This is a genomic window from Streptomyces sp. NPDC001549, from assembly GCF_042894025.1.
Classification (GTDB): domain Bacteria; phylum Actinomycetota; class Actinomycetes; order Streptomycetales; family Streptomycetaceae; genus Streptomyces; species Streptomyces kutzneri.
Genome location: NZ_JBIAVJ010000003.1, coordinates 37,928 through 62,876, shown reverse-complemented (window position 1 = coordinate 62,876; position 24,949 = coordinate 37,928). Strand labels below are relative to the sequence as shown.

The following is a 24,949-nucleotide window of genomic DNA, read 5'->3' as shown; positions in this document are numbered from 1 at the left end:
GTAGCCTCCGGGCCATGCATGCGATCACCATCGAGCAGCCCGGCGGCCCCGAGGCCCTGGTCTGGGCCGACGCACCCGATCCGGTGCCGGGCGAGGGCGAGGTCCTCGTCGAGGTCGCGGCGAGCGCCGTGAACCGCGCCGACGTACTCCAGCGACAGGGGTTCTACGATCCGCCGCCCGGCGCCTCGCGCCATCCGGGACTGGAGTGCTCCGGGCGGATCGCCGCGATGGGGCCGGGGGTGTCCGGCTGGTCCGTGGGCGACGAGGTGTGCGCCCTGCTGGCGGGCGGCGGGTACGCGGAGCGGGTGGCCGTGCCGGCGGGGCAGCTGCTGCCGGTTCCGGCGGGCATGGACCTGGTGACGGCGGCCGCGCTGCCCGAGGTCGTCACGACCGTGTGGTCCAACGTGTTCATGGTGGCGGGGCTCCGCCCCGGCGAGACCCTGCTGGTGCACGGCGGGTCCAGCGGGATCGGGACCATGGCGATCCAGCTGGCGAAGGCGGTGGGCGCGACGGTCGCCGTGACGGCGGGCGGCCCGGAGAAGCTGGCGCGCTGCAAGGAACTGGGCGCGGACATCCTGATCGACTACCGCGAACAGGACTTCGTGGCCGCGCTGCGCGAGGCGACGGGCGGGGCCGGGGCGGACGTGATCCTGGACATCATGGGCGCGAAGTACCTCGCCCGGAACGTGGACGCCCTGGCCGTGAACGGGCGGCTCGCGGTGATCGGGCTCCAGGGCGGGGTGAAGGCCGAGCTGAACCTCGGCGCGCTGCTGGCCAAGCGGGCGGCCATCACCGCCACCTCGCTGCGCGCCCGCCCGCTGGAGGAGAAGGCGGCCATCGTCGCCGCCGTACGCGAGCACGTGTGGCCGCTGCTGGCCGCGGGACGGATCCGCCCGGTGGTCCACGCGACGTTCCCCATGGCCCAGGCCGCCGAGGCCCACCGCGTCCTGGAGTCGAGCTCCCACGTGGGCAAGCTCCTGCTCACGGTGTGAAGCCGGGCCGCCTCAAACGCCGGCGGGGCTGAATTTTCAGCCCCGCCGGCGTTTGCGGACCGGGGTCCGGGGCGGAGCCCCGGGAAACGGCGGAAGGGCGGGGCGGGGAGAAACTCCGCGCAGCGGTTTCCGCCCCGCCGGGCCCGCGCTGGGCTACAGGCTGCGCAGCAGGACCGCCGGGGATTCGACGCAGTCCGCGACGTAGCGGAGGAAGCCGCCCGCCGTGCCCCCGTCGCACACCCGGTGGTCGAAGGTCAGCGACAGCTGGACGACCTTGCGGACCGCCAGCTGACCCTCGTGGACCCACGGCTTGTCGATGATCCGGCCCACGCCCAGCATCGCCGCCTCGGGGTGGTTGATGATCGGCGTGGAGCCGTCGACCCCGAACACCCCGTAGTTGTTCAGGGTGAAGGTGCCGCCGGTCAGATCGGCCGGGGCCAGCTTCCCGGCCCGGGCCAGCTCGGTCAGCCGGGCGAACTCCGCCGACAGGGACTCCGGATTGCGGTGCTGCGCGTCCCGGACCACCGGGACCACCAGGCCCCGCTCGGTCTGCGCGGCGAAGCCCAGGTGCACCGACGGGAGCCGGACGATCTCCTTGGCCGCGAGGTCCACGGTGGAGTTGAGCTCCGGGTACCGGGCCAGGGCGGCCGTGCAGATCCGGGCCAGCAGCGCGAGCACCGAGATCTTGGGCCCGCCCACGGCGTTCATCGCGGCCCGGGCGGCCATCAGCTCGGTGGCGTCCGCGTCGACCCAGCAGGTGGCCTCCGGGATCTCCCGGCGGCTGCGCGACAGCTTCTCGGCGACCGCCCCGCGCACCCCCTTGAGAGGGATCCGCTCGCCCTGTGCCGACACCGCCGCCGGCGGCGCCACCGCGGCGGCCGGGGCCGGTTCGGGCGCCCGGAGCGCGGCCAGCGCCGCCTCGACGTCGGCCCGCAGGATCAGCCCCTCGGGTCCCGACCCCTGCAGCGCGCGCAGGTCGACCCCGCCGTCCTTGGCCAGCTTGCGCACCAGCGGCGAGATCACGGGAACCGGCCCGGCAGGAGTCACCGGGACCGCCGGGGCCGGAGCCGCGACGGGCGCCGAGACCGCGGCGGTGACGGGTCGCACCCGTCGCCGACGCGCCGGACGCGAGTGGTCCTCGCCGTAGCCGATCAGGGGCCGGGGCACGTTGCCGGAGCCCTCGGCCTCGGGCGCCTGCGCGGCCGGGGCCTCCGGGAGCGACACCGCCCCCACCGCCACGGTGATCAGCGGTGCTCCGACGGGCAGTTCCGTGCCCTCCTCCCCGAAACGGGCGGTGACCACACCGCCGTAGGGGCACGGAACCTCCACCATCGCCTTGGCCGTCTCGACCTCGACCACCGGCTGGTCGATGGCGACGACATCGCCCACCGCGACCAGCCAGCGGACGATCTCGGCCTCGGTCAGGCCCTCCCCGAGATCGGGAAGCTTGAATTCCATTACCTGCGGCATCAGTTCTCCCACTGCAGGCGGGCCACGGTGTCCAGGATCCGGTCGACACCCGGCAGGTGGTGCTTCTCCAGCATCGGCGGCGGGTAGGGGATGTCGAAGCCCGTCACCCGCAGCACCGGCGCCTCCAGGTGGTGGAAGCACCGCTCGGTGACGCGGGCGGCGATCTCCGCGCCCGGTCCGCCGAAGCCGCCGGCCTCGTGGACCACCACCGCGCGCCCGGTGCGGCGTACGGACTCCACGACCGTGTCCTCGTCGAAGGGGACCAGCGAGCGCAGGTCCACGACCTCCAGGTCCCAGCCCTCCTCGCGCGCCGCCTCGGCCGCCTCCAGGCACACCGGCAGCGAGGGCCCGTAGGTGATCAGGGTCGCGCTCGTGCCGGTCCGCCGGACCAGTGCCTTGCCGATGCCCGGCACGGCCGCCGGGGCCTCGGGCCGCCAGTCGGCCTTCGACCAGTAGAGCCGCTTCGGCTCCAGGAAGACCACCGGGTCGTCGCTCGCGATCGACGCGCGCAGCAGCCCGTAGGCGTCCTCGACCGTCGCCGGGGTCACCACGTGCAGGCCGGGCGTGGCCACGTAGTACGCCTCGGAGGAGTCGCAGTGGTGCTCCACACCGCCGATCCCGCCGCCGTAGGGCACCCGGATGGTGATCGGCAGCGGCATCGCTCCGCGGGTGCGGTTGCGCATCTTCGCCACGTGCGAGATCAGCTGCTCGAACGCCGGGTAGGCGAAGGCGTCGAACTGCATCTCCACCACCGGCCGCAGCCCGTACATGGCCATGCCGACCGCCGCGCCCAGGATTCCCGCCTCCGCGAGGGGGGTGTCCGTGCAGCGCTCCTCGCCGAACTCCTTCGCGAGCCCGTCCGTGATCCGGAAGACCCCGCCCAGCGTCCCGACGTCCTCGCCCATCACGTGGACCGTCGGGTCCTCGGCCATCGCATCGCGCATCGCCCGGGTCAGGGCCTGCGCCATCGTCGCGGGCTTGGCCCCCGACTTCGCGGACTTCGCCGCCACCGTCGTCACGCCTGGTCCTCGGCTTCCAGCTCTGCGCGCAGCATGGCCGCCTGCTCCCGCAGCCGGTCCGTCTGCTCCGCGTACACGTGCGCGAACAGGTCCATCGGGTCCACCACCGGGTCCGCGTTCATCCCCTCGCGGAGCGCCGCGGCCATCACCTCGGCATCGTCGCGCACGGCCTGGATCGCCGCCTCGTCGATGATCCCGCGGGCGGTCAGCTCACGCTCCAGCAGCTCGACCGGGTCGTGCGCCTTCCAGGCCTCGACCTCGGCGTCACCGCGGTAGCGGGTCGCGTCGTCGGCGTTCGTGTGGGCCTCCATGCGGTACGTGACGGCCTCGATCAACGTCGGACCACCACCCGCCCGGGCCCGCCGGACCGCCTCGGTCAGCACCTCGTGCATGGCGGCGATGTCGTTGCCGTCGACCAGCCGGCCGGGCATCCCGTAGCCCACGGCCTTGTGGGCGAGCGTCGGGGCGGCGGTCTGCTTGGCGAGGGGGACGGATATCGCGAAGCCGTTGTTCTGCACGAGGAAGACCACGGGCGCCTGCCAGACGGCGGCGAAGTTCAGTGCCTCGTGGAAGTCGCCCTCGCTGGTGCCGCCGTCGCCGACCATGGCGAGGGCGATGACGTCGTCGCCGCGCAGCCGGGCCGCGTGCGCCAGGCCCACCGCGTGCGGCAGCTGGGTGGCGAGCGGGGTCGAGAGCGGGGCTATGCGGTGCTCGCGCGGGTCGTATCCCGTGTGCCAGTCGCCGCGCAGCAGGGTCAGGGCCTGTACGGGGTCCAGTCCGCGCGCCACGGCCGCCAGGGTGTCCCGGTAGCTCGGGAACAGCCAGTCCTGGTCCTCCAGGACCAGTGCGGCCGCGATCTCGCAGGCCTCCTGGCCGACGGTGGAGGGGTACACGGCGAGCCGGCCCTGCTTGGTGAGCGCCGTGGCCTGGGCGTTGTAGCGCCGGCCGCGCACCAGCTCGGCATAGCAGCGGCGCATCAGCTCCGGGTCGAGCCGGTCCGCCGCCTCGGTGCCCAGCACCCGGTAGGGCTCGGGGTCCGGAAGCAGCGGCGCGGCATCCGTGCGGGGGCTCCAGGCGGGCGGCTGGGTGGAACGGTGGGACGCACCGGCACCGGGCAGCTCTTGGACCGTCATGGCGGCGTACACCTCCTCGTGGGAAGCGGGCAGGGGGTGCCCCGGGTGTGAGGCCCCTCACCTACCGATTGTTCGGTTGTCTGCGCAATTTGGCTACAGGCGGCTCCAGGCTGTGGACAAACGGGCGCCGGGGCCCTGGGATGGATGCAGGACGTCCAGGAGAGGGAGGCATCGGGCAATGCCGGATGAACAAATGGCCGGAACGGGTCCCGCACCGGCTGCGCCGGGAGGCGCCCCGGGAGCCACTTCAGGCCCTCCCGTCGCACCCCGTCCCCTGGATCCGATCGACCGGTCGATCATGCGGCTGCTCCAGGCGGACGGCCGTGCGTCGATACGGTCGGTGGCGGAGCAGGTGCACGTCTCGCGGGCGAACGCCTACGCCCGCATCAACCGGCTCATCGACGACGGGGTGATCCGCGGGTTCACGGCCCGCGTCAACCACGAACGCGCGGGGCAGGGCGCCTCGGCCTACATCACCCTGAAGATCGTCCAGAACTCCTGGCGCACGGTCCGCGAACAGCTGCGCGGGCTCCCTGGCGCGGCGCACATCGCGCTGGTCAGCGGCGATTTCGACGTCCTGCTGCTGGTGCACACCCCGGACAACCGGACCCTGCGCGAGCTGGTCCTGACCCGGCTCCAGGCCATCCCGGAGGTCCTGTCGACCCGCACCCTGCTGGTCTTCGAGGAAACGGATCTCCTGGACACCGGCCCGGGCCCCGGCGGCGGCGCGCCGACGATCGCCGAGGACACGCCTTAGGGGGTCCTCGGCCGTCCGGGTGTGACAGCGCCCCCGGTGCGGCCTGTACGGCCGTTCCGGGGGCGGTCGGGTGCCCAGGGGTTCAGCGGGGTCAGCTGGCGGTGCGCAGGCCGTCGAAGGCGAGGTGGACCACCGCGTCGGCGAGCTGGGCGTGGCCGTCGCCCGGGTGCGGGCGGTACCACTCGACCAGGGAGTTGACCATGCCGAAGAGGAGCCGGGTGGCGAGGCGTATGTCCACGTCGGCCCGCAGGTCGCCCTCCGCCGCGGCGGCCTTGAGCAGGTCCGCGACCTGGTGGTCGAACTCGCGGCGGCGTTCCAGCGCCCAGCGCTCGGTGCGGGTGTTGCCGCGTACGCGCAGCAGCAGCGTCACGTAGGGCAGCTCGCCGACCAGCACCTCGACCGTGCGGCGCGTGACGTACTCGACGCGCTCGACCGCCCGGCCGCGTACCGCGCCCGGCTCCTCCAGGATCCCGAAGAGCCCGTCGAGGGCACGGCTCACGGCCCGCCGCAGCAGTTCCTCCTTGCCCGCGACGTGGTGGTAGATCGAGGACTTCGAGATGCCCGCCGCCTTGGAGAGGTGCTCCATGGAGGTGCCGTCGTAGCCGCGCTCGTTGAAGACCTGGACGGCGACCGACAGCAGTGTCTCGGGGGTGTAGGTGTCCCGCTTGGCCGTCGTCATTCGTTCTCCCCCGTGTCGTCCTGGTCGCCCTCGTCGTCGCCGGCCTCGTCGCCTTCCTCGTAGCCTTCCTCGTAGCCTTCCTCGTAGCCCAGTTTGAACAGGGCGAGGGAGGGCGCGTAGCGGCCGCCGGGGACGCGTTCGTCGAGGTTGTGCAGCAGGTCGTAGGCCCAGTCGCGGCCGAGCCGGTCGTGCCATTCGGCCGGCCCCAGCGGGTAGTTGACGCCCAGCCGCATCGCCGTGTCGACGTCCTCCGCGGAGGCGGCCCCCCGGGCGACCGCGTCGGCCGTCAGGTCGATCAGCATCGCGACGGTCCGCGCGACGATCATGCCGGGGACGTCGCCGATCACGGAGACCTGCTTGCCCAGCTTCTGGAAGAGGCCGATCGCCTCGGCGAGGGTCCGCTCGCTGGTGTCCTCGCTCGCGGAGAGCGCGATCCGGGTGGCGCCGCGGTAGTCGAGGGCGAGGTCGAAGTAGACGACGTCCGCGAACTCCACCGAGGTCTTGCCGTCCGCGAGGACCAGCTGGCCCTCGCCGGGGAGCTGGATGTACGGGCCGCCCTGCTCGGTGGCCGCGACCGCGATCCCGGCCTCCTCCAGCAGGTCCACCAGGCCGGCGGCCGGGCCGAGGTCACCGACGACGGTGACCTTCGCCGGGGCCTGCTCGGGCGCGGCGGTGTGCGGGAGCGCGGGTTCGGCGTCCGGACCGTACGGGTACCAGCCGTGCCCGGTCTTGCGGCCGAGGCGGCCCGACTGGACGAGGCGGCGCTGGGCGAGGGAGGGGGTGAACTTCGGGCTGCGGAAGAAGGACTCCCACACCGAGCGGGTCACGGCCTCGTTGACGTCCTGGCCGATCAGGTCGGTCAGCTGGAAGGGGCCCATCTTGAAGCCGCCGCTCTCGCGGAGCACGGCGTCGATGGTGGCCGGGTCGGCGCCCTGCTCCTCGTACACCGCGAAGGCCTCGGCGTAGAAGGGGCGGGCGATCCGGTTGACGATGAAACCGGGGGTGTCGGCGCAGCGGACCGGCGTCTTCCCCCAGCCGAGGACGGTGCGGTACGCGCGCTCGGCGGCGGCCGGGTCGGTGGCGAAGCCGCTGACCACCTCGACGAGCGGGAGCAGCGGGGCCGGGTTGAAGAAGTGCAGGCCGAGGAAGCGGCCGGGGTGCGCGAGCCCGGCGGCGAGCTCGGTGACCGAGAGGGAGGAGGTGTTGGTGGCCAGCAGCGCGTCCGGCGCGACCACCTCTTCGAGGGCGGCGAAGAGCTTCTGCTTCACGGTGACGTTCTCGACCACCGCCTCGATGACGAGGGCGGCCCCGGCGAGGTCCGCGAGGTCGCCGGCCGAAGCGATCCGGCCGATCGTCTCCTCGGCCTCGGCGCGGTCCAGTCGGCCCTTGGCGGCCATCCGGTCGATCCGGTCCTGGACGAAACCGACGCCGTCGGCGGCGAGAGCGGCGTTGATGTCGTAGATCAGCACGCGGTGACCTGCGAGAAGGGCGACCTGGGCGATGCCCTGTCCCATGGTGCCGGCGCCGACGACCGCCACAGTGCGGGACCGCTCGATTGCTGTCATGCCCTGATCCTCCCGCACACACTTGTCCACAGGTCCGCCGGGCCCTCTTGTCCCGACCGATCGTTCGGTTACTCTAACTCCAGTCTGCTCTCCTTCGCCCGGCTCAACGAGGAGTTGGTCCCTGATGGCCGCCGAGCTCACCGTCCCCCAGCTGTCCGCCAAGCACCGGCCCACCCTGGACCAGGCCCTGTCGGCGATCCGCAGCCGTGCCTACTGGTCCCCGCATCCCGAACATCCCAAGGCGTACGGCGAGACCGCGCCCGCCGACGGGCTCGCCGCCTTCGAGGCCGTCCGCGGCACGCGGCTGGACCTGGGCCAGCCCGGCACCGACAGCTGGACGGGCGCCGAGATGTCCCCGTACGGCCCGGAGCTGGGTGTCGAGTACCCCCACGTGGACCCGGACGTGCTGCTGCCCGCGATGAAGGCCGGCATGGGTGCCTGGCGCGACGCGGGACCCGAGGCGCGCGCCCTGGTCTGTATCGAGATCCTGGCCCGCATCTCCGCCCGGACCCATGAGTTCGCGCACGCGGTCATGCACACCAGCGGCCAGGCCTTCATGATGGCGTTCCAGGCCGGCGGCCCGCACGCGCAGGACCGCGGCCTGGAGGCCGTGGCCTACGCGTACGAGGAGCAGACCCGGGTCCCGGGCCAGGCCGACTGGTCGAAGCCGCAGGGCAAGAAGGACCCGCTGGAGCTCGGCAAGACCTTCACCGCCGTCCCGCGCGGTATCGCCCTCATGATCGGCTGCAACACCTTCCCGACCTGGAACGGCTACCCCGGCCTGTTCGCCTCCCTCGCCACCGGCAACGCGGTGCTGGTCAAGCCGCACCCGCGGGCCGTGCTGCCGCTCGCGCTGACCGTCAAGGTCGCGCGGGAGGTGCTGGCCGAGGCCGGCTTCGACCCGAACCTGGTCGCGCTCGCGGTCGAGCGCCCGGGCGAGGGCATCGCCAAGACCCTCGCGGTCCGCCCCGAGATCAAGCTGATCGACTACACGGGGTCCACGGAGTTCGGGGACTGGCTGGAGACCAACGCCCGCCAGGCGCAGGTCTACACGGAGAAGGCCGGCGTCAACACCGTCGTCCTGGACTCCACCGACAACTACAAGGGCATGCTGTCCAACCTGGCGTTCTCGCTGTCCCTGTACAGCGGCCAGATGTGCACCACCCCGCAGAACCTGCTGATCCCGCGCGACGGCATCGCGACGGACGCCGGCCACAAGACCTACGACGAGGTCGTCGCCGACCTCGCGGCCTCGGTCGGCGGTCTGCTGGGCGACGACGCCCGGGCCAACGCACTGCTCGGCGCGCTGGTCAACCCGGACGTCAAGACCCGGCTGGAGGCCGCGGCCGCCCTGGGCGAGGTCGCGCTGGCCTCCCGGGAGGTCGTGAACCCCGAGTTCCCGGACGCGGTGGTCCGCACCCCCGTCATCGTCAAGCTGGACGCCGCACGCAAATATTGGGATGTGGCGGACCCGGAGGCGCCGTACCTCTCCGAGTGCTTCGGCCCGGTCTCCTTCGCGGTGGCCGTGGACACCACCGGCGACGCCCTCGACCTGCTGCGCCGCACGGTGCGGGAGAAGGGCGCCATGACGGTGGGCGCGTACACCACGTCCCCCGACACCGAGCGGGCCGTCGAGGAGGTCTGCCTGGAGGAGTCCGCGCAGCTCTCCCTGAACCTGACCGGCGGGGTGTTCGTCAACCAGACCGCCGCGTTCTCGGACTTCCACGGCTCCGGCGGCAACCCGGCGGCCAACGCGGCCCTGTGCGACGGCGCCTTCGTCGCGAACCGCTTCCGGGTGGTGGAGGTCCGCCGCCAGGCGTAACCGCGTCACCGCAGACCCCGGCCCGGGTGGACCGCGCCCTCCTCCTGCTCCTGCCGCTCCTCGGCGAAGAGGCGGGAGGAGGCGTCCACCTGGGCCATCCTGCGCAGGGCCGCGAACACCGCGTCGCCCACCACCGTGCCCACGACCACCGCCTCGACCAGGCCCTCGCGGTCCGCCCGGCGTGCTGTGTACTCCAGGTCCACCCGGGCCACCCGCTCGGCCGCGTCTGCGTAGTCGTCGAGCAGTTCGGCGAAGGAGCCGTGGCCCACCCGCGTGAGTGAGGCGAGGGCGGCCGCAAGCGCGCCGGCCGCCTTGTTCCCGGGCTGGATGCGCCAGCCGCGCGCCTCGATCAGCCGCGTCACCCGCTCCCGGGCCAGCACCGCCTCGGCGTCGTCGCCCCCGCCGTCGCCGTACTCCGGCACCAGCCGCTGGGCCGCGGCACCGAGCAGCTTGTGCACCGGCCGCTCCTTGTCGTCGATGGCCACGAGGACGTCCCCGATGGCCGCCACCGACAGCCCGCCGACCTCCAGCAGGGCACGGATCAGCCGCAGCCGCCGCTCGTGCCCGTCGCCGTAGCTGGCCTGATTGGGGCTGCTCAGCTCGCCCGGCGGAAGCAGGCCCTCCCGGACGTAGTACTTGATCGTCGGTACCGGGACCCCGGTTCGGCGGCTCAACTCTCCGATGCGCATGACGTGTTCACTCATTTCTCCTTGCCCCGTCCCCGCCCATCATAGATAGTGGGGCTATCAGATAGCGGCGAGCGTTACTATCTATTCCCCTGGGGGGCCCATGTCCGCGTTACGTACCTGGCACCGTCCACTGACCGTGTTCGCCGGCGTGATGGTGGTGTGGGCCGCCGGCTCGGCCGTGGGTCTCGCCGTCGACGGCCGCATGCTGGTCGGCGCCCCGATCTGGGCCAAGCCCTTCAAGTTCGCCGTCTCGTTCGTCGGCTACGCGCTCAGCCTGGCCTGGATGCTCTCCCTGGCCGTCGCCGCCCGCCCTCGCCTGCGCAGGCCCGCCTGGTGGGCCGGCACCGTCGTCGTCGCGGCGAGCACGGTGGAAATGCTGCTCATGACAGGTCAGGTGTTCCGCGGCCGGCAGAGCCACTTCAACCAGCGGACCCCCCTCGACGCGCAGATCTACAGCGCCATGGCCGTCACCGTCGTCGTGCTGTGGACGGCCACGCTCGTCATCGCCGTCCTGCTCTTCCGGTCCCGCGTCGCCGACCGGGCCACCACCTGGGCGATCCGGATCGCCGCCGTCCTCGCCCTCGCGGGCGCGGGACTCGGCTTCCTGATGACCACCCCCACCGAGGCCCAGCTCGCGGTCGACGACGCACCGGTGGTGGGCGCCCACAGCGTGGGAGTGCCCGACGGCGGACCCGCCATGCCGCTGACCGGCTGGTCGACCACCGGCGGTGACCTGCGCATCCCGCACTTCTTCGGTATGCACGCCCTGCAGCTGCTCCCGCTGCTCGTGCTCCTGCTGGCCGCCCTCGCCGGGCGCTTCGCACTGCTGCGCCGGGAGCAGGTGCGGCTGCGGCTGACCCTGGTCGCGGCCGGGGTCTACGCGGCGGTGTTCGCGCTGGTGACCTGGCAGGCGCTGCGCGGCCAGGCGCTGGTCCACCCGGACCGGGCGACGCTCGGCGCGGCCGCGGCGATCGTGGCCGGGGGCGTTCTAGGAGTCCTCGCCGCCCTGTTCGTGGGCCGGGGGGCCGCCCCAGTGGAAGAGGGTCATGGCCACGCTGGTGGCGAGGTTGTAGCTGGAGACCTGGGGGCGCATCGGCAGGGAGACGAGGTGGTCCGCCCGGGCGCGCAGCTCCGGTGAGATCCCGTGGCGCTCCGAGCCGAACGCGAGCAGGGCGTCGTCCGGGAGGGTGAGGGCGCGGATGTCCGCGCCCTCGGGGTCGAGCGCGTAGAGCGGCCCGGGCGGCAGCTCGTCCGGCGCGAGGCGCTCGACGGTGGTGGCGTAGTGCAGCCCGGCCCCGGCCCGGACCACGTTCGGGTGCCAGGGGTCGAGGTCGCCGCAGGTCACGACGCCGGTGGCGCCGAAGCCGGCGGCGAGCCGGACGACGGCTCCGACGTTGCCCAGATTGCGGGGGTTGTCGAGGACGACGACCGGCGCCGGCCGGGGCATCCGCCACAGCCCCGCGAGGCCGGCGGCCCGGTCGGGCCGTACCGCGAGGGCCGCGACCCCGGTGGGATGCACGCGCGGCAGCAGCTCCTTGAGCCCGGCCCGCCGCACCAGCCGCACCACGGCGGCCTCGACGTCCGGGGCCAGCTCACGGGCCAGCGCCCGTACGGCGCCGGGGTCCTCGGCGATGACCATCCGCACATCGGCCCCGAACCGCAGGGCGTGCTTCAGCGCGTGAAACCCGTCGAGCAGCACGAGATCCCCCGCCTGCCCGGCCTCCCGCCATTCCCGCACCGTGTCGTCCATACCCCCGACCCTAAGGTCCCCGCACTCTCCCTCCGCTGCGCGGGCCTCTCCCCGCCCCGCCCTTCCACCGTTCCCCGGGCCCTGCCCGGACCCCGGGAGCGGCGCCGCGGGGCGTCGTCAGCGCGGCAGCACCGCACCGGCCTCCGTGCCGGCCGGCTCCGGACGGGGATCCGGAAGGGCACCCGCCGGGCCGGAACCCGCGCTCCCACCCGCACGCCACCGCAGCCCTGCGGCCCGCGCCCCCACCCACACCAGGAGCCCGGTCGGCAGGAACACCGCGTCCGCGGCGATCATCGCCAGCGAGAAGAACGGCAGCCCCAGCAGCACCGCGATCCCCGCGTGCTCCAGCATCATCAGCGCCAGCAGCACGTTCTTGATCCGCCGGTTGAACAGCGTGAACGGAAACGCCACCTGCACCGCCACCGTCCCGTACGACAGCAGCATCACCAGCGTCCCGCTGCCCGCCACCAGCGCCGACAGCGCCGGCCACGGGGTGAAGTAGTCCAGCCCCAGCGGGTAGTACAGGGCCGTCCCGTCCTGCCACCGGGACCCCTGGATCTTGTACCAGCCCGCCGTCGCGTAGATCAGGCAGACCTCCGCCATGATCACCAGCATGCCCGCGTTGTGCAGCAGGTTGGCCAGGACGTCCAGGACCGCCCGCGCCTCGCCCTCCGGCTCGTGGCGGTCGACCAGCCACCACAGCCCGCAGACCACCCACACCGCCGCGAACGCCGCCAGCCAGCCGTAGCCGAACCGGCCGGTGCCCCCGCCGAAGACGAACCCCGCGCCCAGCACGCCCCACAGCACCGGCCCGGCCGCCCCGGCCGCCGCCGAGCCGCGCGTACGGGCCCTGCGCGCGTCCAGCGACCAGACCTGCGCGCACCGGGTCAGCACCAGGTAGATCGCCATCAGGTGGATGACGTTGTCCCCGCCGTCGCCCATGAACACGCTGCGGTTCTGCAGCGACAGCACACCGACCATGAAGAGCACGGACGTCGCCCGCGTCCGCCAGCCCAGCAGCAGCCCCACGCTCGCCAGCACGGACACCGCGTAGACGAGCTCGAACCACAGCGTGGAGTCCGACCACATCAACACCGTGAAGGCGTGGTTGGAATCGATCAGCCGCTCCGCGAGGTGCCAGCTCCACGGCCCGTCCGGCCCGTACAGCTCCGCGCGGTTCGGGAACTCGCGCAGCAGGAAGAAGAGCCAGGTCGCGGCGAAGCCGATGCGGACCACGGCGCTCTGGTACGGGCCCAGCGCCTGCCCGGTGATCCGCGCGGCCGCGCGGCCCGCCGCCTCGCGGGCGCGCCTCACACCGTCCACCACGGCAGCTCCCGGTAGTAGGTCTGGGTGTCGGTGGTCTCGGTGCTCCACTTCGGCGCGGGCACCGCCGTGGTCGCCGAGCGCAGCTGGATCCGCAGGACGGTCCCGTCCCGGGGCTGCGGGGGCAGCCTGTTCAGCGCGATCCGCCGGAGGTACTCCTCGGACAGCTGCCCGCGCTCGCCGTTCGGCTTGTCGTCCTCGTCGTGGGAGCCGGTGAAGAAGTCCCAGGCGCGGCGGAGCTCGTTCTGCCGGGTGTGGCTCGGCAGCAGGCTGTGCCGGATGGCCTCGCCGTCCTCGGCGCTCAGGTCGTGCCAGGGCGTGGTGACCACCTCGCCGTGGGCCACCCTGACCTCCGCGCGCACCTCCACCGCGATGTTCTGCTGCAGCGGGTTGGGGGCGAACAGCTTCCAGTTCTGTTCGAACTCGGGGTAGACCCAGCCGTCGATCGCCGTCGCGTGCTGCTTGCTGAGGGTGTTGCTCGGGGCCACATGCAGGAAGACGAGTGCGAGGTGCGTACCGGCGGCCACCGCGATCACCCCCAGGGCCAGGGCGGTCACGACCCGGTACGGGGCGGAGAGACCGGCGATTCCGGGCGTCCGCGAGGGTGGCGGAGCGGCCCCTCCGGCGGGCTCGTGCTCGTTCGAATCCATCCCCACCCGATCGTCCGGCATCCACAGGGTTGACCTCAGAGGTTGACACCCTACGGGCCGCCGACTCACCATTGAAGCGAATGAACCGAACGATCGGTCGGTCGGGCGGACAGCGGACTCTGGCAGGGGGCCGGAATGGTGGCAGTGACCCCGGAGACGGGGCCGGACACGGCCCTCGGGACAGACGGGACGGACGGGACAGGCATGACTGCTGACCTGGGCGCACAGCTCGCGGCGGCATTCGACGCGGCCGTGGCGGCCGACGAGCGCGTGGAGCCGCGCGACTGGATGCCGGACGAGTACCGCGCCTCCCTGGTGCGCCAGATGGCCCAGCACGCCCATTCCGAGATCATCGGCATGCAGCCCGAGGCCAACTGGATCACCCGCGCGCCCTCGCTGCGCCGCAAGGCGATCCTGATGGCCAAGGTCCAGGACGAGGCCGGCCACGGGCTGTACCTCTACAGCGCGGCCGAGACCCTCGGCACCAGCCGCGACGAGCTGCTCAACAAGCTCCACTCGGGCAAGCAGAAGTACTCCTCGATCTTCAACTACCCCACCCTGACCTGGGCGGACGTCGGCGCCATCGGCTGGCTCGTGGACGGCGCGGCGATCACCAACCAGGTGCCGATCTGCCGCTGCTCCTACGGGCCCTACGCACGCGCCATGGTCCGGATCTGCAAGGAGGAGTCCTTCCACCAGCGCCAGGGGTACGAGCTGCTCCTCGCCCTCTCGCAGGGCACCGAGACCCAGCACGCGATGGCCCAGGACGCGGTGGACCGGTGGTGGTGGCCGTCGCTGATGATGTTCGGCCCGCCGGACGACGAGTCGGCGCACTCGGCCCAGTCGATGGCCTGGCGCATCAAGCGGCACTCGAACGACGAGCTGCGCCAGCGGTTCGTGGACATCGCCGTCCCGCAGGCCGAGTCCCTCGGTCTGACCCTGCCCGACCCGGACCTGAAGTGGAACGAGGAGCGCGGACACCACGACTTCGGCGCCATCGACTGGGCCGAGTTCTGGAACGTGCTCAAGGGCAACGGCCCCTGCAACGAGGAGCGGATCGGCCAGCGGCGCAAGGCCCACGAGGACGGCGCCTGGGTGCGCGACGCGGCCGCCGCGTATGCGCGCAAGCAGACGGCACAGCAGGTGGCACAGCAAGCGGCGAAGCACGCCGGACAGAACGAGGAGGCACGGGTATGACGCAGAACTGGCCCCTGTGGGAGGTCTTCGTGCGTTCGCGCCGCGGCCTCTCGCACACGCACGCGGGCAGCCTGCACGCCCCCGACGCGGAGATGGCCCTGCGCAACGCCCGCGATCTCTACACCCGGCGCGGCGAGGGCATCTCGATCTGGGTGGTGCCCTCCACCGAGATCACCGCCTCCTCCCCGGACGAGCGGGACCCCTTCTTCGCGCCGTCCGCCGACAAGCCGTACCGGCACCCCACCTTCTACGACATCCCGGAGGGGGTGAGCCACCTGTGACCAGCACCGACACCACGCGCCTCACCGGCGCCACCGCCGCGGCGGCACTCGCGCTCGGCGACGACGCGCTGATCCTCTCCCACCGCCTCGGCGAATGGGCCGGACACGCCCCCGTCCTGGAGGAGGAGGTCGCCCTCGCCAACATCGCCCTCGACCTGCTCGGCCAGGCCCGGATCCTGCTGTCCATGGTCGGCGACGAGGACGAGCTGGCGTACCTGCGCGAGGAGCGGTCCCTCCGCAACCTCCAGCTGGTCGAGCAGCCGAACGGCGACTTCGCCCACACCATCGCCCGCCAGCTCTACTTCTCCTTCTACCAGCACGAGGTCTACGGGGAGCTCGCCCGCGGGGACGGCCCGTTCGCGCCGCTGGCGGCCAAGGCCGTCAAGGAGACCGCGTACCACCGCGACCACGCCGAGCAGTGGACCCTGCGGCTCGGGGACGGCACCGAGGAGAGCCGCAGCCGTATGCGGGCCGCCCTCGACGCGCTGTGGAAGTACACCGGCGAGATGTTCCAGCCGGTGGACGGCCTCGACGGCCTGGACCTGACCGCCCTGGAGCAGCGCTGGCTGGCCGCGCTGACCGGCGTACTGGGGCAGGCCGGCCTCGACCTGCCCCAGGGGCCGCGCACCGGCGCCTGGGCGGCCGGGGCCGGACGGCAGGGCCTGCACACCGAGTCCTTCGGCCGGATGCTCGCCGAGATGCAGCACCTGCACCGCAGCCACCCGGGGGCCTCATGGTGACCACCGACGCCGGAACGACCCGCCTGGAGGCGGAACTGGCCGCGCTGGCCGGCTCCGTCCCGGACCCGGAGCTGCCCGTGCTCACCCTCGGTGAGCTCGGCGTGGTGCGCGGGGTGCGGATGCACGAGGACGGCCACGCCGAGGTCACCCTGACTCCGACCTACACCGGCTGCCCGGCCATCGAGGCCATGTCCGCCGACATCGAGCGGGCCCTGACCGGCCACGGCATCCCCGAGGTGCGGGTGACCACGGTGCTCGCCCCCGCCTGGTCGACCGACGACATCAGCGCCGAGGGCCGCCGCAAGCTCGCCGAGTTCGGCATCGCCCCGCCCCGGCCGCACGCGGCCGGCGGACCGGTCCCGCTGACCCTGTCGGTCCGGTGCCCGAACTGCGGATCGACCGACACCGAGCTGCTCAGCCGCTTCTCCTCCACCGCATGCAAGGCGCTGCGCCGCTGCACCGCCTGCCGCGAACCGTTCGACCACTTCAAGGAGCTCTAGATGGCCGCCCCCCGCCACGGCGCGTTCCACCCGCTGACGGTGGCGGCTGTCGACCGGCTCACCGACGACTCGGTGGCACTGACCCTGCGGGTTCCCGAGGAGCTCCGCGAGGACTACCGGCACGCCCCGGGCCAGCACCTGACGCTGCGCCGCGCCGCCCCCCAGGGTGGCGCCGAGGTCCGCCGCACCTACTCGATCTGCTCCCCGGCACCGTCCGCGGACGGCCCGGGCCCGGAGCGGCTGCGGGTCGGGGTGCGGCTGGTCGAGGGCGGCGAGTTCTCCACCTTCGCCCACAAGGAGATCGCCGCCGGGGACGTACTGGAGGTCATGGTCCCGGCCGGGCGCTTCGTGCTGGAGCCCGCCGCCGCCCCGGCCTCGGGGCACTACGCGGCGATCGTCGGCGGCAGCGGCATCACGCCCGTGCTGTCGATCGCGGCGAGCCTGCTGGCCACCCGGCCCGACGCCCGCTTCTGCCTCGTGCGCAGCGACCGTACGGCGGCCTCGACGATGTTCCTGGAGGAGGTCGCCGACCTCAAGGACCGGTATCCGGCGCGGTTCCAGCTGGTGACGGTCCTCTCCCGGGAGGAGCAGGAGTCCGGGCTGCCTTCCGGGCGGCTGGACGAGGAGCGGCTGGCGGCCCTGCTGCCCGCGCTGCTGCCGGTGACGGAGGTGACGGGCTGGTTCCTGTGCGGCCCGTACGGCCTGGTGCAGGGTGCGGAGCGGGCCCTGGGCGCGCTCGGCGTCGCACGGACCCGGGTGCACGAGGAGATCTTCCACGTCGAGGACACCGCGCCGACGGCCCGCCCCGCGGGTGCCGCGGCCCCCACGCACGGGCGGGTCACCGCACGGCTCGACGGCCGTTCGGGCACCTGGCCGGTGCAGGACGGCGAGTCCCTGCTGGACGCGGTGCTCCGCAACCGCGCGGACGCCCCGTACGCCTGCAAGGGCGGCGTCTGCGGCACCTGCCGGGCGTTCGTGGTCTCGGGCGAGGTCCGGATGGAGCGCAACTTCGCGCTGGAGGCCGAGGAGACGGAGGCCGGATTCGTCCTGGCCTGCCAGTCGCACCCGGTCACGGAGGAAGTGGAGATCGACTTCGACCGCTGAGCGGAACGACGTCCCTCGGGTCCGGCCCCTGTCCCACGACAGGGGCCTGTCCGTTTCCAAGGCCTGCCGATTTCGAAGGCCTGCCCGTTTTCAGGGCCTGTCCATTTTCAAGAACCTGTTCTATCTTGACGCACCGTCAGACGCGACAACCGTCAGAGGCGGCACCGTCAGACCCGAACGCGCGGGAGGACAGGCAGTGGACTTCACCTTCACCGAGGAGCAGCAGGCCGCCGTCGAGGCGGCCCGGGCCGTCTTCGCGGATGTCGCGCCCGACAGCGTGCCCAGCCCCGCGCTGACCCCGGGGGCCGTCGCCGACGACTTCGACCGCCCGCTGTGGGCCAGGCTCGCCGCATCGGACCTGCTGAGCCTGGTCCTCGCCGAGGAGCACGGGGGAGCGGGCCTGGACGCCGTCGCCCTGTGCCTGGTGCTGCGCGAGGCCGCCAGGGTGCTGGCGCGGGTCCCGCTGCTGGAACACTGCGCCACCGCCATGGCCGTGCAGGCCCACGGCAGCCCCGAACTGGCCGCCGCCCTGCTGCCCGGAGCGGGGCGCGGCACGCTCGTGCTCACCGCCGCCGCCCACGGGCGCTCCGGCCACGACCCGGCCGAACTCGCCGTCCTCGCCCGCCGCGAGGGCGAGACGTGGATCCTGGAGGGCACGCAGACCGCGGTCCCCTGGGCGCACAGCGCGGACTGGATCGCCGTACCCGCGCACACCGGCGAGGGCGAGGCCGTCCTCGCGCTCGTCCCGCGGGCCGCCGAAGGGCTGGCCCTGGCCGAGCAGGTCTCCACGAGCGGGGAGCGGCTCGCCGAACTCGCCCTGGACGGCGTGCGGGTGGACGGGACGCACCTCATCGAAACCCCGGGAGCGTGGGAACGGCTGCGTCAGCTCCTCGCCACCGGGACCTGCGCGCTGGCGCTCGGACTCGGCGAGAACGTACTCACCATGACCAGCGGGTACACCGGCAAGCGCGAGCAGTTCGGCTTTCCGGTGGCCACCTTCCAGGCCGTCGCCGTCCAGGCCGCCGACCGGTACATCGACCTGCGCGCCATGGAGGTCACCCTGTGGCAGGCCGCCTGGCGGCTCGACGCCGCCACCGGCGGCGCCGGTGGTCCGCTGCCGAGCTCCGGTGATGTCGCGGTCGCCAAGATCTGGGCCTCGGAGGGCGTGCGCCGGGTCGTACAGACCGCCCAGCACCTGCACGGCGGCTTCGGCGCCGACACCGACTACCCGCTGCACCGCTACCACGCCTGGGCCAAGCAGCTGGAGCTCCAGCTCGGCCCGGCCGCCGCTCACGAGGAGGCCCTGGGCGACCTGCTGGCCGCCCACCCCCTCGCCTGAGCCGGCTCCGCGGAGTGGGCCTAGAGCACGAAGGCCGGGTTCCCGTTGTCCGTCACCATCGGGCGCCCGGCACCGTCCCAGGCCTGCATCCCGCCGTCGACGTTCACCGCGTCGATCTCCTGGCGCACCAGGTACTGGGTGACCTGCGCGGAACGCCCGCCGACCCGGCACATCACGTACACCCGGCGGCCGTCCTCGACGGCCTCGGTCAGATCACCGAAGCGGGCCACGAAGTCGCTCATCGGGATGTGCAGAGCACCCTCGACATGGCCGGCCGCCCATTCGTCGTCCTCACGGACGTCAAGGACAAAGCCTTCGGAGGGCACCGCGGTGGCGTCCACCGAGGGAAGCGGTCCGAAGTTCATAGCTGTCGCCTTCTCTCTTCACGGATGAGCTGCCAACCTATCCGACCACCCGGTACGGGCGGACCGGGCTCACTCGGCGGCGAGCTCCGCCGCCAGCTCCGCCTCGCGCTCGGAGACCTGCGCGAGCAGCTGCTCCGCGATCTCCTCCAGCAGCCGGTCGGGGTCCTCGGGCGCCATCCTCAGCATCGAGCCGATCGCGCTGTCCTCCAGCTCCTTGGCGACGAGCGACAGCAGCTCCTTGCGGCGTGCCAGCCACTCCAGCCGGGCGTACAGCTCGTCGCTCTCGCCCGGTACCGCCGCCTCGGGCGCCGGTCCGGCCGCCCACTCCTCGGCCAGCTCGCGCAGCAGCCCCTCGTCGCCGCGCCCGTAGGCCGCGTTGACCCGCGCGATGAACGCGTCGCGCCGCTCCCGCTCACCCTCCTCCTGGGCGAGGTCGGGGTGGGCCTGACGGACCAGCTCGCGGTAGAGGCGGCGCACCTCCTCCGAGGGCCGCACCCGCTCCGGCGGCCGCACGGGCCGGTCGGTCAGCATCGCGGAGGCGTCGTCGGAGATGCCGTCCGAGCCCATCCAGTCGTGGAACAGCTCGTCCACCCCGGGCATCGGCATGACCAGCGACCGCGCTTCCTTCGCCCGTCGCAGGTCCTCGGGATCGCCGCTGCGGGATGCCTTCGCCTCGGCGATCAGGGCATCCAGCTCGTCGAGCCTCGTGTACATGGGGCCGAGCTTCTGGTGGTGCAGGCGGGAGAAGTTCTCCACCTCCACCCGGAAGGTCTCCACCGCGATCTCGAACTCGATCAGCGCCTGCTCGGCGGCCCGCACGGCCCGCTCCAGGCGCGCCTCCGGGCGCTCCTCACCGGTGACGGAGGAGTCACCGGAATCACCGGGGACGGTCTGCTCAGGCTGCTCGGTCTGCTCGCTCACCCGGCCAGCCTACGGCCCGTCCGCGGGGGGCGGTGTTTCACGTGAAACACCGCCCCCGCGACAGGGCCCGCCAACACCGTCAGACCCCGGTCTCCGCCGCGATCCGGCCGGCCCGTACCGCCGCCACCAGGTCGGCGTGATCGGCCTCGGTGCGGTCGGCGTAGGCCACGGCGAAGGTCGCCATCGCCTCGTCCAGTTCGTCGTTCTTCCCGCAGTACCCGGCCAGCAGCCGCGGGTCGACGCTGTGCGCGTGCGCCCGGGCCAGCAGGGCTCCGGTCATCCGCCCGTAGTCGTCGATCTGGTCGACGGCCAGCGCCGCCGGATCCACGCTGCCCTTGCGGTTGCGGAACTGCCGCACCTGGAAGGGGCGGCCCTCCACCGTGGTCCAGCCCAGCATGATGTCGGAGACCACCTGCATCCGCTTCTGCCCCGCCACCACCCGGTGGCCCTCGTGCTCCTCCGGCGCCGAGCCGAAACCGAGCCCGGGCAGGTACGGCAGCAGCACCGAGGGCCGCGCCTCCTTGACCTGGAGCACCAGCGGCTCGCCCCGGTGGTCCAGCAGCAGGACCACGTACGAGCGGGTGCCGACGCTCCCGGTGCCCACCACGCGGAAGGCCACGTCCTGGATGGCGTACCGGGCCAGCAGCGGCAGCCGGTCGCCCTGGAGCGTCTGCAGGTAGGGGCCGAGCGAGGCCGCCACCGCCGCCGCCTCCGCGTCCCCGACCCGGCGCAGCACGGGCAGCGCGTCGACGAAGCGGCGGCCGCCGTCCGGCCCTATCACCGTGGACTTGGCCGCGAACCGCGCGGAGGTGTTGTTGCGGGCCTTCTCCGAGACCCGCTCCAGCGTGCCCAGAAGATCGCGGGCGTCGGTGTGCGAGACCAGTTCCTCGTCGGCGATGGCGTTCCACGCGTCGAGCGCGGGCAGCTTGGACAGCAGCCGCATGGTGCGCCGGTAGGCGCCGACCGCGTCGAGTGCGGCCGCCCGGCAGGTGTCCTCGTCCGCGCCGGCCACCCGGCCCGCCAGCACCAGCGAGGCCGCCAGCCGCTTCACGTCCCATTCCCACGGGCCGAACACGGTCTCGTCGAAGTCGTTGAGGTCGATGACGAGCCGCCCGCGCGCGTCCCCGTACAGACCGAAGTTCGCCGCGTGCGCGTCGCCGCAGATCTGCGCGCCGACCCCGGTCACCGGACCGCCGGACAGGTCGTGGGCCATCAGCCCGGCCGCCCCGCGCAGGAAGGCGAAGGGGTTCGCGGCCATCCGGCCGACCCGTATCGGAGTCAGCTCGGCGACCCGCCCGGCGTTGGACTCCTCCACCGCGCGCACGGCGTCCGGCCGCCCGGCCGGCGCCACGAAGGCGGCGTGCGCCGACCGCGGCAGGCGGGCGCGCAGCGCCTTGCCCTCCTCCTTCGGCGAGCCGGCCGCCACCCTCGGCGCGAAACCCGCCACGTCCGGAATCCGCTGACCCGCAATCGCCGCCATCGACGCCGCCCCCACCCGTTCACTTCACTGATCGCTTCTCGAACGGGCTGACCGTATCTACAGCCCGGCGTCCCTGGCCAGCAGCGCCGCCTGTACGCGGTTCTCGCAGTCCAGCTTCGCCAGGATCCGGCTCACGTACGTCTTCACGGTCGCCTCGCTCATGTGCAGCCGCCGGCCCGCGTCCGCGTTGGACAGCCCCTCGCCCAGCAGCGCCAGCACACCGCGCTCCCGCTCGCTGAGCTCCGCCACCTGACGCCGGGCCACCTCACCGCGCACGGCGGCCTTTCCGGACGCCAGCTGGTCCACCACGTGCCGGGTCGCCCCCGGAGAGAGGTACGCGTCCCCGGCCGCGGCCGCCCGGACCGCCCCGATCAGCTCGCCCGGCGCCGAGTCCTTCAGCAGGAATCCCGCGCCGCCCTCGCCCAGCGCCCGCAGCACGTTCTCCTTCTCGCCGAAGGTGGTCAGGATCAGCGCCCGCACCTGCGGCACGGCCCGCCGCAGCTCGCCCAGCGCCGTCAGCCCGTCCATCACCGGCATCTGGATGTCCAGCAGCATCACGTCGGGCGCGTGCGAGCGGGCCAGGTCCACCGCCTCCCTGCCGTTGGCCGCCTCCGCGACGACCTCGATGTCCGGCGCCGAGGTCAGGATCATCCTGATCCCGGCCCGGATCAGTGGCTCGTCATCGGCGATCACCACTCTGATCACTTCGGCTGTCACACCGCGCTCCTACTGCTTGACCTCGTACTCCTGCTTTTCCACGAGCTTGCCGTCCTTGAAGCAGAACCGGAAGATCCGGTCTGCCCCCAGGCCGCTCGGCTGGTCTTCGGCCAGCAGCGCCAGACACTCCGAGCCCGCCGGCTTGGGCGGCCCCTTGCGGGCGGCCCCGGCGGTCAGGAAGTTCTCCCCGCTCGGCAGCCGGTCGCGGACGGCCTGTTCCGTCTCGCCCACGTGCACCGCGTCGAACTCGTCCTGGTCGATCATCGCGTCACTCGCCGAGTCGATCATCAGCACCACTCCGGCGCCGAACACGACCACCAGCAGCACCATCGCCGCGAAGGCGACCCCGCAGCCCACCGCGAGGCCGCCGGACCGGCTGGGCATCCGCACGGCCAGCTCCCGGTCCACCGCCTCCCAGTCCATCGGCTGCTCGCCGCCGCGCCCCCGTACGCGGCCGCGCGTGCGGGCCTGCGCCTGCGCCCGCTGCCCGAAGTCGTCGGCCACGTCCTCCACGCCGGCCGGCTCCGCCCCGTACGGCAGGACCCCGGCCACCCGGAACCCGCCGCCCTCGGCGGGGCCCGCGTGCACCATCCCGCCGACGAGCCGGGCCCGCTCGCGCAGCCCCGTCAGACCCTGCCCGCCCGACACCACCTCGTCGGCCGCCGGACCGGCCGACGGCCCGTTGGCGATCTCCACGACCAGCGAGTCGTCCTCGAACCGCAGCTCCACCGCGATCGGCGCCCCCGGCGCGTGCTTGTACGCGTTCGTCAGGGCCTCCTGCACGATCCGGTACGCGGCGTGGTCGCAGGCCGCGACCAGCGGCCTCGGCTGCCCCGACGTGGTCATCCGGACGTCGGTCCCCGAGCCCCGTGCCGCCTCCACGACCCCCGCGATACCGGCCACGCCGCGCGCCGCGGGCTGGGCCTCCTCCACGGGCGCGGGCGCCTCCACCCCGTCGCGCAGGATGCCGACGACCTCGCGCAGCTCGTGCATCGCGGCCACCGAGGCCTGCCGCAGCACGCCCACCGCCTCGCGCTGGCGGTCGGTGAGTTTCGGATCCACTTCCAGCGCACCGGTGTGCACGGAGATCAGCGCCAGCTGATGGCCGAGGCTGTCGTGCATGTCCTGGGCGATGCGCTGGCGCTCGCGCAGCCTCGCCTGCCCGGCGACCATGGCCCGCTCGCGCAGCAGCTGCCCGTTGCGCTCCTGGAGTGCGCGCAGCAGGGTCCGGCGCTGCGACCAGTACCGGCTGGCCAGACCCGGCATCACCGTCATCGCGAGGAACATCAGCGTGGAGAACACGATCACCAGCACCGGTCGCATCTGCGACCACTGGTCCAGCACGCTGAGGCCGATCGCCGCGACGAAGGCCAGCGTGAAGGCGGCCAGCGCCCGGCCCACCCCGACGATCCGCCGCCCGGCCGACCAGCCCATCAGGGGCAGGATGAAGAACGCCCCGGGCAGAGGGGTGATCACCGCCGCCCCGAGCACGAGCGTGGTCCCCGGCAGCCTGCGGCGCAGCAGCGTCAACACCATCACCGCCACGACGCCCCCGAGCATGCGCGGACCGGAGGCGTGGCTGACCTCCTCGACGCCCAGGCCGAGGATGGCCAGCACACCGCCCAGCGCCAGGTCCCCCGCCAGCATCCGCCGGGTCCACGGATCCGGGCCCCTCAGCCAGTCCCAGCCGGCCCGCGTCTTCGCCTTCGCATCCACGCGCCCGACCCTAGACACCCGCACCCCGGCCCGGCCGCCCTCTTTCGTCTCGCCCCGCACGACGAAAGTCGAACGCCGCCCGGCACACGCGCCTGCCGGGCCCTGTCGTCAACGTCCCGTCGGGCCCGCGACGCGGGCGAAGACCAGCTGCAGCACGGCGACCTGGTCCAGCCGGGCCGGCCCGCCGGTCATCCCTTCCAGGAACACCACCTGACCGTTGCGGTTGTGCGCGTAGAGCAGGTGCCCGCTGACCTCGGTGCCGCCGATGACGCGGCGCACCCACACCACGCCCTGGGTGTCCGGTCCGGTCTCCTCGGCCCGCGTGATCACCTCGTCCCAGCTCGCGCACCGCAGCTCGTGCGCGGCAGGGAAGCAGCGGCGCAACAGCAGCTCCCACCAGCCGGGTGCCTCGTGCGCGGGCTGCCACGGCAGCGGCGGGGACAGGAGCGATCCCGCACATCCGGCGGCCACAACTGGTCCCGTGATGCGGACAGTTGGATCACCCTACCCAAGTCCGGCGAAAGGACCGCAGCTCAGGGGCCCCGAGGAGGGACGTACGTCACACACACGCCCGGGGTGGGGAAACACGAAACGGCCGCCACCGCTTTCGCAGTGACGACCGTCTCGTCGATGTGGGCGAGGGGGGATTTGAACCCCCACGTCCCGAAGGACACTGGCACCTGAAGCCAGCGCGTCTGCCGTTCCGCCACTCGCCCGAGCGGCGCCCCAGTGGATCTTCC

Annotated in this window: 24 protein-coding genes, 1 tRNA gene and 1 pseudogene; 10 read left to right on the top strand and 16 right to left on the bottom strand. The window is 73.1% G+C overall.

Translation table 11 applies throughout. The features are described from left to right. Nucleotides 1-14: 14 nt before the first annotated feature. Nucleotides 15-992 carry an NAD(P)H-quinone oxidoreductase gene (locus ACFY04_RS05580; RefSeq protein ID WP_389114333.1) on the top strand — a complete coding sequence of 326 codons (978 nt, stop codon included), beginning with the start codon at nt 15-17 and terminating at the stop codon, nt 990-992. 153 nt (nt 993-1,145) lie between these two features. Here ACFY04_RS05580 and ACFY04_RS05575 read toward each other — a convergent pair whose 3' ends face one another. From ACFY04_RS05575 to pdhA, 3 genes are read right to left on the bottom strand one after another with little or no spacing between them, the layout of a single operon-like run. Continuing rightward, entirely contained in the window at nt 1,146-2,462 is a 1,317-nt protein-coding gene (locus ACFY04_RS05575; RefSeq protein ID WP_389114332.1) for a dihydrolipoamide acetyltransferase family protein, read from the bottom strand. Further along, complete coding sequence (locus tag ACFY04_RS05570) at nt 2,462-3,430, bottom strand: alpha-ketoacid dehydrogenase subunit beta (RefSeq protein ID WP_189738634.1); 969 nt, start codon at nt 3,428-3,430, stop codon at nt 2,462-2,464. Before ACFY04_RS05570 ends, ACFY04_RS05575 begins: the two co-directional genes overlap by 1 nt. A gap of 47 nt (nt 3,431-3,477) precedes the next feature. After that, nucleotides 3,478-4,614 (bottom strand): pyruvate dehydrogenase (acetyl-transferring) E1 component subunit alpha, encoded by a 1,137-nt coding sequence (gene pdhA / locus ACFY04_RS05565; protein WP_351152265.1) that lies wholly within the window; start codon nt 4,612-4,614, stop codon nt 3,478-3,480. Nucleotides 4,615-4,792: 178 nt separating this feature from the next. On the opposite strand from pdhA, the gene ACFY04_RS05560 reads away from it, so the two are divergent. After that, nucleotides 4,793-5,371: an Lrp/AsnC family transcriptional regulator gene (locus ACFY04_RS05560; RefSeq protein ID WP_389114331.1), complete on the top strand. Its 579-nt coding sequence runs from the start codon at nt 4,793-4,795 to the stop codon at nt 5,369-5,371. A gap of 91 nt (nt 5,372-5,462) precedes the next feature. On the opposite strand, the gene ACFY04_RS05555 is transcribed toward ACFY04_RS05560, so the two are convergent. Both ACFY04_RS05555 and ACFY04_RS05550 read right to left on the bottom strand, forming a co-directional pair. Beyond that, on the bottom strand, nt 5,463-6,050 hold the full coding sequence (locus tag ACFY04_RS05555) for a TetR/AcrR family transcriptional regulator (RefSeq protein WP_389114330.1): 588 nt from the start codon (nt 6,048-6,050) through the stop codon (nt 5,463-5,465). Beyond that, complete coding sequence (locus tag ACFY04_RS05550; protein WP_389114329.1) at nt 6,047-7,615, bottom strand: 3-hydroxyacyl-CoA dehydrogenase; 1,569 nt, start codon at nt 7,613-7,615, stop codon at nt 6,047-6,049. Before ACFY04_RS05550 ends, ACFY04_RS05555 begins: the two co-directional genes overlap by 4 nt. A gap of 124 nt (nt 7,616-7,739) precedes the next feature. Between ACFY04_RS05550 and paaN the strand changes: the two genes are divergently transcribed. Continuing rightward, complete coding sequence (paaN, locus tag ACFY04_RS05545) at nt 7,740-9,437, top strand: phenylacetic acid degradation protein PaaN (RefSeq protein ID WP_389114328.1); 1,698 nt, start codon at nt 7,740-7,742, stop codon at nt 9,435-9,437. A gap of 5 nt (nt 9,438-9,442) precedes the next feature. Here paaN and ACFY04_RS05540 read toward each other — a convergent pair whose 3' ends face one another. Then, on the bottom strand, nt 9,443-10,126 hold the full coding sequence (locus ACFY04_RS05540; protein WP_389114824.1) for a MerR family transcriptional regulator: 684 nt from the start codon (nt 10,124-10,126) through the stop codon (nt 9,443-9,445). A 100-nt stretch (nt 10,127-10,226) separates the two neighbouring features. Here ACFY04_RS05540 and ACFY04_RS05535 point away from each other — a divergent pair. Further along, nucleotides 10,227-11,162 (top strand): annotated as a pseudogene (locus ACFY04_RS05535) (hypothetical protein); the annotation flags it as partial. On the opposite strand, the gene ACFY04_RS05530 reads toward ACFY04_RS05535, so the two are convergent. From ACFY04_RS05530 to ACFY04_RS05520, 3 genes are all read right to left on the bottom strand, one after another. Beyond that, nucleotides 11,115-11,876, bottom strand: coding sequence for a TrmH family RNA methyltransferase (locus ACFY04_RS05530; protein ID WP_389114327.1), 762 nt, complete (start codon nt 11,874-11,876; stop codon nt 11,115-11,117). The pseudogene ACFY04_RS05535 and the gene ACFY04_RS05530 sit on opposite strands and share 48 nt — an antisense overlap. Nucleotides 11,877-11,993: 117 nt before the next feature. After that, nucleotides 11,994-13,190: an HTTM domain-containing protein gene (locus tag ACFY04_RS05525; RefSeq protein WP_389114823.1), complete on the bottom strand. Its 1,197-nt coding sequence runs from the start codon at nt 13,188-13,190 to the stop codon at nt 11,994-11,996. After that, entirely contained in the window at nt 13,187-13,849 is a 663-nt protein-coding gene (locus tag ACFY04_RS05520; RefSeq protein ID WP_389114326.1) for a DUF5819 family protein, read from the bottom strand. The genes ACFY04_RS05525 and ACFY04_RS05520 overlap by 4 nt, the downstream gene beginning before the upstream one ends. A gap of 135 nt (nt 13,850-13,984) precedes the next feature. Between ACFY04_RS05520 and paaA the strand changes: the two genes are divergently transcribed. The 6 genes from paaA to ACFY04_RS05490 all read left to right on the top strand — a co-directional run bounded on the left by paaA (nt 13,985) and on the right by ACFY04_RS05490 (nt 19,010). Continuing rightward, nucleotides 13,985-15,046 (top strand): 1,2-phenylacetyl-CoA epoxidase subunit PaaA, encoded by a 1,062-nt coding sequence (paaA, locus tag ACFY04_RS05515; protein ID WP_389114325.1) that lies wholly within the window; start codon nt 13,985-13,987, stop codon nt 15,044-15,046. Beyond that, entirely contained in the window at nt 15,043-15,327 is a 285-nt protein-coding gene (gene paaB / locus ACFY04_RS05510; RefSeq protein WP_030009045.1) for a 1,2-phenylacetyl-CoA epoxidase subunit PaaB, read from the top strand. Before paaA ends, paaB begins: the two co-directional genes overlap by 4 nt. After that, on the top strand, nt 15,324-16,067 hold the full coding sequence (gene paaC / locus ACFY04_RS05505) for a 1,2-phenylacetyl-CoA epoxidase subunit PaaC (protein ID WP_389114324.1): 744 nt from the start codon (nt 15,324-15,326) through the stop codon (nt 16,065-16,067). The genes paaB and paaC overlap by 4 nt, the downstream gene beginning before the upstream one ends. Then, a complete protein-coding gene (gene paaD / locus ACFY04_RS05500) occupies nt 16,061-16,567 on the top strand; it encodes a 1,2-phenylacetyl-CoA epoxidase subunit PaaD (RefSeq protein ID WP_189738165.1) in 507 nt (168 codons plus the stop codon). The genes paaC and paaD overlap by 7 nt, the downstream gene beginning before the upstream one ends. Continuing rightward, nucleotides 16,568-17,671, top strand: coding sequence for a 2Fe-2S iron-sulfur cluster-binding protein (locus ACFY04_RS05495; protein ID WP_389114323.1), 1,104 nt, complete (start codon nt 16,568-16,570; stop codon nt 17,669-17,671). A gap of 196 nt (nt 17,672-17,867) precedes the next feature. After that, nucleotides 17,868-19,010: an acyl-CoA dehydrogenase family protein gene (locus ACFY04_RS05490; RefSeq protein WP_389114322.1), complete on the top strand. Its 1,143-nt coding sequence runs from the start codon at nt 17,868-17,870 to the stop codon at nt 19,008-19,010. Nucleotides 19,011-19,030: 20 nt separating this feature from the next. Here ACFY04_RS05490 and ACFY04_RS05485 read toward each other — a convergent pair whose 3' ends face one another. The 7 genes from ACFY04_RS05485 to ACFY04_RS05455 form a co-directional block, all read right to left on the bottom strand. Further along, nucleotides 19,031-19,375 carry a rhodanese-like domain-containing protein gene (locus tag ACFY04_RS05485; RefSeq protein WP_389114321.1) on the bottom strand — a complete coding sequence of 115 codons (345 nt, stop codon included), beginning with the start codon at nt 19,373-19,375 and terminating at the stop codon, nt 19,031-19,033. 69 nt (nt 19,376-19,444) lie between these two features. After that, nucleotides 19,445-20,206 (bottom strand): hypothetical protein, encoded by a 762-nt coding sequence (locus ACFY04_RS05480; RefSeq protein WP_389114820.1) that lies wholly within the window; start codon nt 20,204-20,206, stop codon nt 19,445-19,447. Nucleotides 20,207-20,375: 169 nt separating this feature from the next. Then, nucleotides 20,376-21,776 (bottom strand): DUF2252 domain-containing protein, encoded by a 1,401-nt coding sequence (locus tag ACFY04_RS05475; protein WP_389114320.1) that lies wholly within the window; start codon nt 21,774-21,776, stop codon nt 20,376-20,378. A gap of 57 nt (nt 21,777-21,833) precedes the next feature. Continuing rightward, nucleotides 21,834-22,493 carry a response regulator transcription factor gene (locus ACFY04_RS05470; protein ID WP_301368848.1) on the bottom strand — a complete coding sequence of 220 codons (660 nt, stop codon included), beginning with the start codon at nt 22,491-22,493 and terminating at the stop codon, nt 21,834-21,836. 9 nt (nt 22,494-22,502) lie between these two features. After that, nucleotides 22,503-24,209 carry a sensor histidine kinase gene (locus ACFY04_RS05465; RefSeq protein ID WP_389114319.1) on the bottom strand — a complete coding sequence of 569 codons (1,707 nt, stop codon included), beginning with the start codon at nt 24,207-24,209 and terminating at the stop codon, nt 22,503-22,505. 108 nt (nt 24,210-24,317) lie between these two features. After that, nucleotides 24,318-24,680 carry a toxin glutamine deamidase domain-containing protein gene (locus ACFY04_RS05460; RefSeq protein ID WP_389114318.1) on the bottom strand — a complete coding sequence of 121 codons (363 nt, stop codon included), beginning with the start codon at nt 24,678-24,680 and terminating at the stop codon, nt 24,318-24,320. A 162-nt stretch (nt 24,681-24,842) separates the two neighbouring features. After that, nucleotides 24,843-24,925: transfer RNA gene (locus ACFY04_RS05455), tRNA-Leu, on the bottom strand. Nucleotides 24,926-24,949: the final 24 nt, after the last annotated feature.

Bases quoted from the DNA above. Each gene is read 5' to 3' on its own strand.
- ACFY04_RS05580 (WP_389114333.1), top strand. From the start codon at position 15: ATGCATGCGATCACCATCGAGCAGCCCGGCGGCCCCGAGGCCCTGGTC.
- ACFY04_RS05575 (WP_389114332.1), bottom strand. From the start codon at position 2,462: ATGCCGCAGGTAATGGAATTCAAGCTTCCCGATCTCGGGGAGGGCCTG.
- ACFY04_RS05570 (WP_189738634.1), bottom strand. From the start codon at position 3,430: ATGGCGCAGGCCCTGACCCGGGCGATGCGCGATGCGATGGCCGAGGAC.
- pdhA (WP_351152265.1), bottom strand. From the start codon at position 4,614: ATGACGGTCCAAGAGCTGCCCGGTGCCGGTGCGTCCCACCGTTCCACC.
- ACFY04_RS05560 (WP_389114331.1), top strand. From the start codon at position 4,793: ATGCCGGATGAACAAATGGCCGGAACGGGTCCCGCACCGGCTGCGCCG.
- ACFY04_RS05555 (WP_389114330.1), bottom strand. From the start codon at position 6,050: ATGACGACGGCCAAGCGGGACACCTACACCCCCGAGACACTGCTGTCG.
- ACFY04_RS05550 (WP_389114329.1), bottom strand. From the start codon at position 7,615: ATGACAGCAATCGAGCGGTCCCGCACTGTGGCGGTCGTCGGCGCCGGC.
- paaN (WP_389114328.1), top strand. From the start codon at position 7,740: ATGGCCGCCGAGCTCACCGTCCCCCAGCTGTCCGCCAAGCACCGGCCC.
- ACFY04_RS05540 (WP_389114824.1), bottom strand. From the start codon at position 10,126: ATGCGCATCGGAGAGTTGAGCCGCCGAACCGGGGTCCCGGTACCGACG.
- ACFY04_RS05530 (WP_389114327.1), bottom strand. From the start codon at position 11,876: ATGGACGACACGGTGCGGGAATGGCGGGAGGCCGGGCAGGCGGGGGAT.
- ACFY04_RS05520 (WP_389114326.1), bottom strand. From the start codon at position 13,849: ATGGATTCGAACGAGCACGAGCCCGCCGGAGGGGCCGCTCCGCCACCC.
- paaA (WP_389114325.1), top strand. From the start codon at position 13,985: ATGGTGGCAGTGACCCCGGAGACGGGGCCGGACACGGCCCTCGGGACA.
- paaB (WP_030009045.1), top strand. From the start codon at position 15,043: ATGACGCAGAACTGGCCCCTGTGGGAGGTCTTCGTGCGTTCGCGCCGC.
- paaD (WP_189738165.1), top strand. From the start codon at position 16,061: ATGGTGACCACCGACGCCGGAACGACCCGCCTGGAGGCGGAACTGGCC.
- ACFY04_RS05495 (WP_389114323.1), top strand. From the start codon at position 16,568: ATGGCCGCCCCCCGCCACGGCGCGTTCCACCCGCTGACGGTGGCGGCT.
- ACFY04_RS05485 (WP_389114321.1), bottom strand. From the start codon at position 19,375: ATGAACTTCGGACCGCTTCCCTCGGTGGACGCCACCGCGGTGCCCTCC.
- ACFY04_RS05475 (WP_389114320.1), bottom strand. From the start codon at position 21,776: ATGGCGGCGATTGCGGGTCAGCGGATTCCGGACGTGGCGGGTTTCGCG.